Here is a 12,008-nt window from a genome sequence, read left to right as displayed (position 1 = left end):
CCTACCAGTGGCATTGTCTTGCATAGCCTACTTGTTCAGCAAGCAGAAGGATTACTATAGCACTTTTGTTGAACCGATAAGTACTGTGCAGCGAGGTGCGGCGGTTGTTACAGAACCCCTTATAAGCGGCGGAATAGTATCGTGATTGACCAGACATGCGCCGCAAAACCTGCTGTAAAGTTGGGTTTCTAGTTTATCAGCTAGAAGTGAGCCGTTAGCCACGAGAAATTTATTGTCTTTTGCGGTCGCATTGCTTTTCTTGGCGACTCTGTATTTCTTACGTGAACGCCCGGTTTTGCGACATCTGGCGAGTATTCTCTTTTGCTAATGGATGTGATAGCTAATAGCCTGTATTGGTAAGTAGCTATTGCTAGTTTATGCCTGATACCTAGCACACCTTTTGATGCCGAAGCCTCTCGCTATGCCGGAAAATGCTTATCGAGTAGCTGCTGAAGCTTGGCCGCCGTCAGAGGCTTTTCTAGCATGCCGTCGAGGGGTAGGCCTCGTAGTTGACCTAGGTCCCGCTCGACTGAGGCACTGGTGAGTAGCATCACTACGATGCCTTGCCGCTGTGCCGTGGGCAAATGCTGGTAGGCCCGGAGAAACTCAATACCATTCATCACGGGCATGTTCAAGTCGAGCAGTATTAGTTTGGGGCACTGCTCCTCACCTGGTAGCAGGCAGGCGTCGGCCAGCGTGCGTAAGGCTTGCGCCCCGTCTTCGGCTATCAATAGGTGCTCAGTCACGCTAGCGCGCTGAATCAGTAGCTTATTCAAAAAATTGGTGGTCGCATCATCATCGACCAATAACACACTCGATAAGCGCGGCATGGATAAGGGTATAACGAAAACTACAGAAAAACCAACCTCTAGGTCGGAAAAGTGAGGATAAAGGTGGTGCCCACGCCCGGCTCACTCTCCACCGTAATATGGCCGCCGGCGTTCTCCACAATCTTCTTGACGGCGTACAGCCCGACGCCCGAGCCTTCAACGTGGGTGTGCAGGCGTTGGAAAAGCTGAAACAGGCGCTGCTGCTGCTGGACACTCAGCCCTAGGCCGTTGTCTTGCACGCGCAGCTCCAGTATGTCGCCTGCCGGCCGGCAACTGATACGCACCAGAGGCGTGCGCTCGGGGTGGCGGTACTTGAGCGCATTACTCAGAAGATTGTAAATGAGACTGTGCAGGTTCTTAGGCGAGAACACCCGGGGCTGCGTATCCTTGACGGTAACCTCGAGCACGGCTCCAGATTCAAGGAACTGGAAATGCAAGTCCTGTCGCACGTCCTCAATAACGGCAGCCAGCGAGACGGTCTCGGCAGGCTGGGCAAACTCAGCCTGTAGCCGGCTTACGTCGGTGAGATGTGCAATAGTGCGCTGAAAGCGCCCAATAGACTCGTGCATGCGGTCTAGTACTGGTGCCACATACTCGTCGGTGAGCACGGCGCCGGGTGGCAGTTCCGGCAAGAGGGCTAGCAGCCCCTCGATGTTGCTAATCGGAGATTTCAAATCGTGCGAGGCCGTGTAGACAAAGTTGTCTAGGTCGGCATTGGTGCGTACCAATTGGCCGTTGCTCTCGTGCAGCTCCTCGTTGGTGGCCGTCAATTCTTCATTGATAACAGCCAACTCTTCGTTGAGGTACTGCACCTGCTGGCGGGCTAGAACCTGCTCCGTCACCTCCACCGCTACTTCGAAGACGCCTTCTACCTGGCCCATGGCACTGTAGAATGGTTGGTAGACAAGGTTATAGTAGGTGACCAGTGGTTCGCCGTCGCGCGTGAGAGTAACGGGTAACTCCTGGCCCACAAACGGTACCTGGGTCGTCTGCACCTGTCGCATCAAGTCGTCGAAGCCCTGGCCCTTTAGCTCGGGCAGCCCTTCTAGTAGGGGGCGCCCTAGCAGTTGGTCGGCCGGCAGGCCAAGCAGAGCGGCCATACGCGGGTTGAGTGCCGTAATGCAGAGCTCTTCCCCCACAAACAATCCAATAGCCACTGGGGCCTGCTCGAACACGCGCTGCATCTCGCCCTGCTGGGCTTCGCGCTCGCGCCGAGCCAGCACCCGCGCGGTCACGTCTTGGGCATAAGTAACGAAGCCATCAATCTGCCCGGTTTCGTTGCAGCGGGCCTGGTAGGTGAGGTCGAAGTAAATGTCCTCCACGGGCCCATGCGCCGTACGGGCTAGGGGCACCAGCACCTCACTGGCTTCGAAAGGCTCGCCCGTATCGTAGACGTGGTGCAGAATAGCCATGAGGGGCTGGTCGGCTACTTCGGGCAGGGCATCTACCAGGCGCTTGCCCAGCAACTCGCGGCCCGGAAACATCGCTTGATAGCCCGGATTGACGAACTCATACACCCAGTCGGGGCCGTCGAAAATGCAGATGCCGGCCGGGGCCCGCATGAAAAGCTCGTGCCACTGCCGCCGCTGGCGCTCGGTGGCCTGCTGCGCGACTTCGAGCTGGCGGGTCCGCTCCTGTACCCGGGTCTCCAATTCTTGATTGAGCTGTTGCACTTGTTGGCGAGCGAGCACCTGCTCAGTTACCTCAGTCGCGACAACCATTACGCCGTTGATGTGGCCGTCGGCAGCGTGCATCGGTACGTACACAAAGTCCCAATAGGCGGTTTCGCGCTGGCCGTTGCGGTCGTGTTGGGCTTCCATGGCGTGGGCCGCATGGGGTAAGCCAGTGGCCATCACATCATCCAGTAATTCCTCATAGCCTAGGCCTGCCACTTCCGGTAGGGCCTCAAATAGCCCTTTTCCTAGGAGTTGGTCGCGGGTGCGCCCCCAAAGGCGCGCCACGGTGGGATTGGCCAACTCAATCGTATAGGTAGGCCCCCGGTACACGGCAATGGCCAACGGGGCCCGCTCAAATACGCGCTCTAGCTAGCCACGCTGGCGCTCGGCCTCCGCCCGGGCAGCCTGCTCGCGGGCCCGACTTTCGCGTAGCGACTGCTCTACAGCCGAACGGGGCAGGTCGGCCAGGTCCATGAAGTTGACAACCAATAACTCGCCGCTGCGCTGGGCCACCAGCCGGAAGTAGGTGTCGAGGCCATCGCCTTCGTACGGCACGTCGTAGGTCGAAACTTGGCCCGTCAGGTAGGCGGTGCGGTATTGGGCAAAGATGCCCGTCGGCACACTATTAGGGTAGTACTCGCGAAACGTGTGGAGCGGCTGCGCGGGCAGGCCCAATAGGCGCTGGCCGGCTGGATTGAGGCGCACGAAGCGAAAATCGACCACATCGCCGTGCTCGTCAAGGATGGGCGCGTAAAGCGCAGCCCCGGTCGGCACCAAGTCAAAGAAAACTTCTAAAGGATTGTCAACGGATGCCACAGGCAGCGTAGGGAAATAAAAAAAGTACTAGGTAACAGAGGGTGTCACAGACGAAGCCAAGGCAGCAACGTCGTTAGCGAAGATAAGCAAGTAGGAGGGGGCGCTTCTCTGTTGGGTAAGCCATATCGGAGCGGGACAGCTTAAGTGTAATTAATGCAGACTTACTTCTAGCCATCTTATAGTAGAGGCTGAGATACTGGGTAGCATTAGAAGGCTTGACAGCGGCCGCAGGGCGCATAGCTATCAATATTTCCAAAGGAGGCCCTTGTCGGCAGAAGCGCTTTTAGTATTAGCTAAGTTTCTCTTCCCTTCTTTGCTACTAAATAAGAGAGCCCGGTTAGATTCATCTAACCGGGCTCTCTTATTTAGTAGCAAAGAGGTACTATACCCACTTATTGTCGAGCGTAGCGCCGTTCACGTCAATCTTGTTGGCCGAGATAACCAAGCTAAGCGTCATAGAGGCTTGCGTCTGGTCGCCGCGCGCATCAAAGTTCTCGGTGTAGCTTACGCAGTAAGCTTCTTTAAAATCAATTTCCTTCATCTTCGAGTCCTGGTCAGCACGCTTGAAGACAATCTTGCCATCAGCCCGCTTGTAAGGGTCGAGCATCCAGCTGATGAGTTTGGTGCTATCCGTCGACACAATAGTGCACTTAATGGTGCCACCTTGTACTACCGACGAAGGCCGTCCCTTATCGTCAGTCGTCTGGTTGAAGGAGTAGTTGCAACTTACTACTTCGCATTCTTCGCTGCCTGCGGCGCTGAAAACTGCACTAAAAGAAGCCATATTGAAAAAGAAAAGGATGGTGAAAAATTTGAGTTGGCTAGGCGTTGCTGCCTAGCCAAAGGTAAGGCTACTAGCTGATACGCATACGGTTGAGCTATTGCTGCGCGTACTCAGCATTCCAGTCGCGGTCTGGGTTGTCAGGGTCATCGCCCTTGGTGCCATCCAACGATACAAGGAAGGTTTTGGCTGGGAAATAGGGCACCATATGGATGTCGAGCAAAATCCGGTCCTTCTGGTCGGGGTCGCGCTCAAATTTCTTAATAGAGAATTTTTCTATCAATTTGCCCGGTCCTGCAATACTATCCAAGAAGCGCACAATCTGCCCCTGAATGTCCATACGCATGTTGTGGTCCCAGTTTTCGAAGGCGCGACGGTTCAAAAAGTCAATTAGCACCTTGGTCACGTAGTCGAAGACGCGCACTACCGAGTAGGTCTGCAAACCGATATTATCGCCGTTGAAAAGCGTTTTGGCCGAGAAAGCCATGACGCGGCCATACTCGTTGACCATTGGCACAAGACCAATTTTTTCGAGGTTGGAAATCTCGCTTTTTCGTAACGGAAACTTAACCCCATCGACCTCGCTTAGCGTGCCGTGCTTGCGGCCCGCGGTGACCTGCGAGGCCAGCGTGGCGTAAATGCGGCCTGCCAGCGCCGACGACGGCGGCACGAACAGGTCTTCTTCTTCGCCAATTTCTTCGAGCTTACCCCGGCCTACCAGCCAGTTGGCCGTCATAATGACGTTTGATTTATGTGCGTCGGCGCCCGTCAGATTGGCTTCTTCAAATAGCTCAATTACGTCTTCGGGCGTGTCATAGTGCTCGAAGTCGGTGACCATCATCACCTTGTTCTTGTGGGCAATCTTGCTCCACTTATCCAGTACTTTGTTCGAGCCTAGGTAGCCGGGCACCACCAGCAGCGAATAGTTATCGCGCAGGTCGAGGCGGTCGTAGTTCTGCTCCAGTTCCTCCGATACCGCGTCAATAAACGTGGTATTGTCTAGGTCTTGTAGCTGGTCTTTGTCGGCGTTTAGAACGGAGATATTCTTCACCTCGTCTAGGTCCGTGTTCTTGAAGAACAGTGCCACCGAACGGTAGGCCTGCTCTAGCTCGTGCGTGGCCTCTACGGCCGAGCGCAGGTTGTCGGTGAGCTGCTGCTCGGTCGATTCTACGCGCTGCTGGCCTTTCTCGACGGCGTCGGCTACGGAGTCGCTTTCGCTCAGTAGCTTATGCCAGAGACCTAGGCGCTTTTTGAGTTGCTGGCGGTCGGCTTTTTTGCCGTCTTCCGACAGAAAAATCTTTTTGCGAGCCTTTTTCTCGGGGTTGAGGTTGGAAGCACCGTCAATGGTAGTTTCCAACAAATCGAAGCCACCGACTTTGAGCAGGGCTTGCGTGCTTTGTTCGAGGGAGGGAGTTGCCTCGCGCGACCGGTAGCCGGCTGCGGTGGCATCTTGCTGCTGTTCGAGCGCCATAAAAGAAAAGGAAGCAGAAAAGCGAATAAAAAATGGCGCGGGCCCTAGGCCAGTTCGTCCATCATGGCCTGAATGGCACTGAGAAAAGCCGCCTTGGTTTCGGGGTTTTCGAGTGCAGCCTTCAGGATTTTATTGGACTTGAGCTGTCGCAACAGCTTGTTGAGGTCGTCGGTTTCGGCGGCCAGCCCACGCAAAAAGTCGCTCTGGTTAATGATACCCTTTTTGCCAAAATCGCCTAGGGAGGCAAAGTGCAGCTTTTCGGGCACTACAGCCCCGTCAGCGTCTTGAAACTCAACGGCTACCTCGGGCTTGAAATGGGCAAAAACTGCCTCTGGAGTTTTGAGACCCTCTACTATCTGCGGGCGCAGGGGAGTAGCAGTGGTAAGCTTCTGCACGAGCAGAGTGCGGTTGAGCGGAATGTCCGAAATAGCCTCGGAGGCATTGTCGAGCTTACGCTCTTGGCCGCCGATGCCGTAGGAATACAGTGCCATAGAGAAAAGGAATAATGCAGCTAAGTGCCGGAAAATATACGGCCTACTGCACAAACTACCGTCTGCCCAAGGGTTACGGCCGGACTTGGTCAAAGGTTAAGAGTCCCTCTCGCTTGCGCGAAGTGGCAGCTTTACCGCCAGCTTGGTGGGCGTTGTCTGGTATCTCTGCTTACTTGCGTGCCGTAGTTTGCCTGCCTGTTCTTTTTTCACGCCATTTCCTTTTCCGTCCGTGGCTATTTCCGATACGCTCCGGCGCAGCCTGCATATTGCGCAGGCTGTAGCCCATGAATACCGCCAGGCTCAATACGCCGCGCCGCACTTGCTCATGGCCTTGCTGCACAATGAGATAGGCTTGGCTTCGTGGCTAGTAGCCGTGCTCGATAAAGATATTCACTACCTGCGTGAGTGGGCCGAAGTACGCCTCGAAGATGAGCCGAAGGCCGCCCGCCCCGTGGAGCAACCTACCCCCGCTGCAGCCGTGCAGCAGGCCCTAGAACTAGCCGAATTAGTGGCCCTGCAACTAACCCGCGAGCAACCCGATGCTCTGTGCGCCTTAGCTGCTTTGCTGCGGCCAGGCCTGGCATTCACTGCCGAGCAATTAAAATCGCTGCCCCTCACGCAAAAAGAAATTTTAGACGCTGCTCAGGCTGAGTTGCCTGCTACCCCGGCCGCTTCGGCCGACTCTAAGGCTGCCGCGCCGGCCAATGGCCCAGCGCCCGCCGGGCAGGGCGGCGCCCTAGGTACCTACTGCACCGACAAGACCGCCCAAGCCCGTGCTGGCCAGCTTGACCCCATTGTGGGGCGCGACCGCGAAATCCGGCTAGTGGCCGAGATACTGGGCCGCCGCACCAAGCCCAACGTGCTCCTCATTGGTGAGCCGGGGGTGGGTAAGTCGGCTCTGGTTGAAGGCTTTGCCCAACAACTGGCCCTAGGGCTAGTGCCCATGCACCTGCGCGACGTAACCCTATTCGAACTGGACCTAGGTACGCTAGTGGCGGGGGCTTCCTACAAAGGCGAGGTGGAGGACCGCATCAAAAAGGTGCTGACGGAACTGAAGCAGTATACCCGCGCCATCTTGTTTATTGACGAGCTGCATGTGCTGCTCGACCCCAAAGGCAGTGCCGGGAGCGGCATCGCACAGCTGCTCAAGCCTGAGCTAGCCCGCGGCGAACTGACGGTTATCGGGGCAACTACCAACGACGAGTACCGACAGTATATCGAAAAGGATGAGGCATTTAACCGGCGCTTTGATACTGTGCGCGTGGAAGAACCCTCGGTGGTAGTGGCCGAGCGCATGCTAGAGCGCGTGCTGCCGCTCTACGCTACCCACCACGGCCTGGCCCTAGGGCCGGGTACTGTAGCCGAGGCGGTGCGCCTAGCTAAGCGCTATCTTAAGGACCGGCAGCTGCCTGACTCGGCTATTGACCTAGTAGACCGCACGATGGCCGCCATCCGAATGCTCGATGAGCACGCCGTGGCCAGCCTGCAGCAATTGCAAAACGAGTTTGACGCCCTAACCACCCGCCGTGAGGAACTAGGCGAATCAGATTATTTGCGCGAGCTACGCTGGTTTCTGTACCAGGTGCAAAATCAGGTGAGCCAGCTCTGGCTCAACCAGCTCGAAAACGAGCAGCAGCCCGAGCAACTCGAAACCAGCGCCGAGCTCGAAACCTACCTGCGCGAGCTACTAACGGCCGTGCTGTCCCTGGCCGACACCAAGAAGGAAAGCGTAGAAAAACAAGATATTGCCGCCATTGTGTCGGGCAAAACTGGCATTCCGCTGGGCAAGCTGCAAAGCAACGAGCGCGAGAAGCTACTGCGCATGGACCAAGTACTACAGCAGCGCGTGGTAGGGCAGGAGGGAGCCGTGCGCGCGCTATGCGCCGCCATCTTGGAGTCGCGCTCGGGCCTCACCAAGGCGGGGCAGCCTATTGGCTCGTTTTTCCTCCTAGGGCCCACTGGCACCGGCAAAACGGAGCTAGCGAAGGCGCTGGCCGACTTTCTGTTCAATGATGAGTCGTTCCTCATTCGCTTCGATATGTCGGAGTTTAAAGAAGAGCATTCGGCCGCGCTGCTGTATGGGGCGCCTCCCGGCTACGTAGGCTATGAGGAGGGAGGTTTGCTGGTGAATAAAATTCGGGAGAAGCCCTACTCCGTCGTGCTGTTCGATGAGATTGAGAAGGCCCACCCGTCGGTGTTTGACATCTTCCTGCAAATCTTGGATGAAGGCCGCCTGCACGACCGCCTAGGCCGCGAGGGCGACTTCTCCAACGCCGTTATCCTGTTCACGTCCAATATCGGGGCCGAGCAAGTGAGCCGCGCCTTCGCTGCCGGGCTTCCCCCTAGCTCCACCGAGCTGCTCGAAACGATGAGCCGCCACTTCCGACCCGAATTCTTGGCGCGCCTCACCGAGATTGTACCGTTTGCGCCTATCTCGGAAGAAAACGTGGGCCGCATCTTCGATATTCACCTGCGGCCCTTGCTGGAGCAGTTGCGGCGGCAAGGCATCACATTAGCTATCAGCCCTGAAGCGCGGCAACACCTGGCCTTGTCGGGTTTTACGCCCAAGTATGGAGCTAGGCCCATCACGGGCGTGATTCGCTCGCAGCTGCGGCGGCCCATCTCGCGGCTCATCATCAGCGGCGAGGCCCGGCCTGGCACCACGCTCAGCCTTACCAAGCCTGAGGGCCACGATGAACTAGTGTGGACTACCACCCATGAGACGCCTGCGGCCGCTACTGTTGTGCCTACCCCGGCCCTTGAGCCGGACGGTGTCGCTTAGTACTCCGTTCCCAGGCTATAGAAGTTAGAAGCTAATTTATGTCGTCGTTTTATGCGGAGCTGGTAGTAGCGGGCACCATGTACCCGCTGCGTTAGTGCCAGTTTGTGTTTGAGCAGGCTACCGATGCGCGGAGCTGGGTCGTGGCCAAAGTACGCCACGGCCAGTTGCACTTGACCCTCGACGTACCTCACAACAACCTGCTGCTCGACTAGGCTAATTCTGCCCACAAGCTCCTGGCCGGCTACATTACCTTCTTCGACACTGGCCGGCGCACGGCCCGCGAAACGGTGAGCTTCGCCGCCGGCCAGTGCGTGAACTACCAGGAAAGCTTTACGGCTGGTGATGCCGGGGAAGGCGCATAGGTGTGCCAGCTTATCATTGCTACGGGCGAGCTGGTGCTCGCGCCGGGCGGGCCGGCAGGGGCGTTTGTAACTCCCACAGCGCGAGATTGCACAGTCCCAGTGAGAGCTGCTGCTGAAACTACTCAGTCTTTGCTCGGAGAAGCCACACTTAAATTCTCGCAAGAAGCCATTGACTTGATGCGTTTCTCTCGCGAGAAAAGCCTTTAGAAGGAAGACCGCAAAGTTCGAAAACGGGCTACCTAGGTTGCCTTAGAATGAGCATGCGTACATACTGACTACGATTTCAAGTCAGTGTTAAAAAATCTCAGAACCTCAAACGAGAATATTATCCGGTATTTCCAACTTCTTCGCGACGCTATCGCGGAGTGAAAAAGGAGCGTAATCTTGGCATCCTATCCACCTGCTGGCTCCACGAGCACTTCATATGGCAGGTTTATGGCCGATTGCCCCCCTAGGTGCACTTGTAGGGCCTCGGCGGCGTGCTGCCACTCGGTGGCATTCAGGTGGCTGGTGGTGGCCGGTGTAAGGCGCACCCGGATGCAGCGCACGAAGCCCGCAGTCGGGGTAGAACTCATTTGAAAGGCTTTCTCCACATGCACCGCACGCAGCTGTAATCCGAGCTCGGCCCAGCAGGCAGCCTTGATGTCGGCTAAAGTTACTAGGCGGTTGCGAGCTAGTAGATTGCGGCGCAGAGCATAGGTGCGCTCCTCGGGCCGCGGGCGCTCGCGGCCGCCGCTGGTTGTAGTAAGCAGGCGCACCTCCTCCACGTAGTGGCCATCTTGCACGCGTAAAGAGCTGCCGGCGGGCAGGCGGTTGGCGGCAGCTCCGCTACTCGACCAGTACTCTAGGTACACGCTGTCGCGCACGTCGCGGGGGCGTAGCAGCAAGTAAGGCACGGGCTGCTCGATAGCCCGCTGGCGGTTGAGGCGCTCTTCCAGGCGCGCCATATTCTGGTCAAGCTCGCGCAGGATACCTCCGATAAAATCGGTGCCAGCGGCAGTAAAGGCTTGACTTTCATCGCGCAATAGTTCTAGTAGCTCGCGCAGGCTTTCGCGACTGGTGCGGGCGTCGAAGCGGCCTACGCCGTGGGTACGCAGCGTATACGTGTCGGTGGCGCCCTCCGTGAGGTCGCGCAGGGTAGTGGCCCGAAAGCTTACATTGCTAAGGCTATACACGCTGCGCACAGCCAAAAAGGGCTCTTCGCTCACCAGCGGAAATAGATTTAGCGCGGGTTGCAGGCGGTAAAGCACGCGGTGCAACTGCCGGTTTAGCACCGGAAAGCAGTTGAGGGCGCAGGTTAGCTGGGCAAATGCTTCGGGCGGCAAGGCCTGGGCAAAGCGTACCTCTAGCCAGGTGAGGGGCTGCGTGAGTGCAGCTAGGTCAGCCGCAGCGGTGCTACCAAAGGAAGTCGCCAATTCGGTAGGGTAGGGCTGGGGCACGTAGGCCGCCAGCGCGCCGGGCGGCAAGACCACGCGCATGAATAGCGGCGCGTACAAGGCCTGGATTTGCTGCTCAATACGCCGTAGAAAGTCGTATTCTGTATCCAGCGCTCCGCTCGGCATATCCTCCTCTGTCGCTGCTGCCAAGCCGGAGGTAGTAAGTAGCGGCACGTCGCCTAGGCGCCACTCCTCACCCGGTAAAAAGGCCAGGTACTCAGCCCGGTGCGGCTCGTTCAGCCAGTCGATATAGAAGGTTAATGCCTTAGGTGCTTGCTCGCCAGAAGGCAGGCGCAGGCCCAGCCACAACCGCCGGTGTTCGGTCGGCGGGGGGGCTAGGGCGCGGGCTACTAGGCGCTTTTGCCCTTGCGGGCCGACTTGCCACACGGTATCGTCGGTAGCTAAGCACTGCACCGTGCCCGCTATTAGGTGGGTGGTTTGTAGCGGCGAGAAGTGCAGCGGCCGACTTGCCGCCTGCCGCCCCACAGCTGGAAACTCGAACACAAACTGGGCATCGGAGGGTAGCATCACCTGCGGCTCGCGGGCGCGCGCCTGCACCACGGCATGCGCGGGGTAGGGCGCATCTACCACATCGGGGTTGAGCAGGGCCGCTAAGCGCTCAATGAGGCGGCCTTGGGTGGCGTGCAGCTCCTGGCCAATTTTCTCAAACTCTACGGCGCAAGCTTCGAGCAGCAAGTTCACCAGGGGGTCGAAGGCATCGAGGTCGGTTTCACCGTAGCCCCATAGCTCGGCGGCTTGGCGGGTTAGGCGGCTCTTGATGCTAGCTTTAGTAAAATCGGTACTAGGTGGTGGCGAATACGGCAAAGGAGGCAGCACGGCAGATGGAGAAAGCGAGGATGCGGCAAATTACTCAATCGACCGAAAGAGGAGCCACAAATAGGCTTGCCTGAAACGTAAATGGCTCGCGGGTGCGGTAAAGGGAGGCCGTCACGGTTACTTCGAGCCGCCGCCGAATACGCTGGCTCACACCCTTCAATTCAAAATCGAGCACCGCTACCTGCACCCGGGCCTGCATTAGCCTCGGCTCAAACTCCCGAATAGCCTGCTCCACTGACTGCTGCACCCGGTCTTTCCAGCGCATAGTAGCCATGGCCTCAAAATCCTGCTCCCACACTTGGCAGCCAAAATCGGGCTCGTAGCGTGCCTCGCCAAAATGCGTTGTTAGCAGCAGATATACGTGCTGTGCGATAGATTCTTGCACCGAGATGCGCGGCAGCTGCCGACGCTCCAAAATGCCTTCCAGGTCAAGCGGCAGTTGGTAATACGTATCACTCATGAGGCAGGCGAATAGCTAAGAAGGAGGCCCTAGAGCTAGCCTACGCCCGGCGCCGAAAAGGCGTTG

The 12,008-nt window shown here is 57.5% G+C and carries 9 protein-coding genes and 1 pseudogene; 1 reads left to right on the top strand and 9 read right to left on the bottom strand.

The genetic code is table 11. The annotated features are described in order from the left end of the window. Positions 1 to 419 precede the first annotated feature (419 nt). The 7 genes and pseudogenes from FNT36_RS15040 to FNT36_RS15015 form a co-directional block, all read right to left on the bottom strand. Positions 420 to 830 (bottom strand): response regulator, encoded by a 411-nt coding sequence (locus FNT36_RS15040; protein WP_144849392.1) that lies wholly within the window; start codon positions 828 to 830, stop codon positions 420 to 422. A gap of 38 nt (positions 831 to 868) precedes the next feature. After that, entirely contained in the window at positions 869 to 2,551 is a 1,683-nt protein-coding gene (locus tag FNT36_RS25825) for a sensor histidine kinase (RefSeq protein ID WP_394348947.1), read from the bottom strand. Continuing rightward, positions 2,531 to 2,863 (bottom strand): annotated as a pseudogene (locus FNT36_RS25985) (PAS domain-containing protein); the annotation flags it as partial. The gene FNT36_RS25825 and the pseudogene FNT36_RS25985, both read right to left, overlap by 21 nt. 12 nt (positions 2,864 to 2,875) lie before the next feature. Next, on the bottom strand, positions 2,876 to 3,322 hold the full coding sequence (locus FNT36_RS15030; protein WP_144849388.1) for a hypothetical protein: 447 nt from the start codon (positions 3,320 to 3,322) through the stop codon (positions 2,876 to 2,878). Positions 3,323 to 3,704: 382 nt separating this feature from the next. Continuing rightward, complete coding sequence (tssD, locus tag FNT36_RS15025; protein WP_144849386.1) at positions 3,705 to 4,106, bottom strand: type VI secretion system tube protein TssD; 402 nt, start codon at positions 4,104 to 4,106, stop codon at positions 3,705 to 3,707. A gap of 94 nt (positions 4,107 to 4,200) precedes the next feature. Then, a complete protein-coding gene (locus FNT36_RS15020) occupies positions 4,201 to 5,574 on the bottom strand; it encodes a DUF5458 family protein (RefSeq protein ID WP_144849384.1) in 1,374 nt (457 codons plus the stop codon). 44 nt (positions 5,575 to 5,618) lie between these two features. Further along, complete coding sequence (locus tag FNT36_RS15015; protein WP_144849382.1) at positions 5,619 to 6,065, bottom strand: hypothetical protein; 447 nt, start codon at positions 6,063 to 6,065, stop codon at positions 5,619 to 5,621. Positions 6,066 to 6,294: 229 nt separating this feature from the next. Here FNT36_RS15015 and FNT36_RS15010 point away from each other — a divergent pair, with 229 nt between their 5' ends. Continuing rightward, positions 6,295 to 8,847, top strand: a complete 2,553-nt coding sequence (locus FNT36_RS15010) for an ATP-dependent Clp protease ATP-binding subunit (RefSeq protein WP_144849380.1) — start codon at positions 6,295 to 6,297, stop codon at positions 8,845 to 8,847. Between the two features lie 754 nt (positions 8,848 to 9,601). Here the strand turns inward: FNT36_RS15010 and FNT36_RS15005 are convergent. Continuing rightward, positions 9,602 to 11,482: a type VI secretion system baseplate subunit TssF gene (locus FNT36_RS15005; protein ID WP_144849378.1), complete on the bottom strand. Its 1,881-nt coding sequence runs from the start codon at positions 11,480 to 11,482 to the stop codon at positions 9,602 to 9,604. A 34-nt stretch (positions 11,483 to 11,516) separates the two neighbouring features. Then, the gene (locus FNT36_RS15000) at positions 11,517 to 11,942 is read right to left on the bottom strand and encodes a GPW/gp25 family protein (protein ID WP_144849376.1); all 426 of its coding nucleotides are present in this window, start codon (positions 11,940 to 11,942) and stop codon (positions 11,517 to 11,519) included. Between the last annotated feature and the right edge of the window lie 66 nt (positions 11,943 to 12,008).

This window comes from Hymenobacter setariae (assembly GCF_007713685.1).
Taxonomy (GTDB): Bacteria; Bacteroidota; Bacteroidia; order Cytophagales; family Hymenobacteraceae; genus Hymenobacter; species Hymenobacter setariae.
Note: the sequence above shows the minus strand (reverse complement) of the source record. Positions and strands in the feature narration are given on the sequence as shown.

What these genes read in the sequence shown, in the direction of transcription:
- FNT36_RS15040 (WP_144849392.1), bottom strand. Translation starts at nt 830, where the DNA reads ATGCCGCGCTTATCGAGTGTGTTATTGGTCGATGATGATGCGACCACC.
- FNT36_RS25825 (WP_394348947.1), bottom strand. Translation starts at nt 2,551, where the DNA reads ATGGTTGTCGCGACTGAGGTAACTGAGCAGGTGCTCGCTCGCCAACAA.
- tssD (WP_144849386.1), bottom strand. Translation starts at nt 4,106, where the DNA reads ATGGCTTCTTTTAGTGCAGTTTTCAGCGCCGCAGGCAGCGAAGAATGC.
- FNT36_RS15020 (WP_144849384.1), bottom strand. Translation starts at nt 5,574, where the DNA reads ATGGCGCTCGAACAGCAGCAAGATGCCACCGCAGCCGGCTACCGGTCG.
- FNT36_RS15015 (WP_144849382.1), bottom strand. Translation starts at nt 6,065, where the DNA reads ATGGCACTGTATTCCTACGGCATCGGCGGCCAAGAGCGTAAGCTCGAC.
- FNT36_RS15000 (WP_144849376.1), bottom strand. Translation starts at nt 11,942, where the DNA reads ATGAGTGATACGTATTACCAACTGCCGCTTGACCTGGAAGGCATTTTG.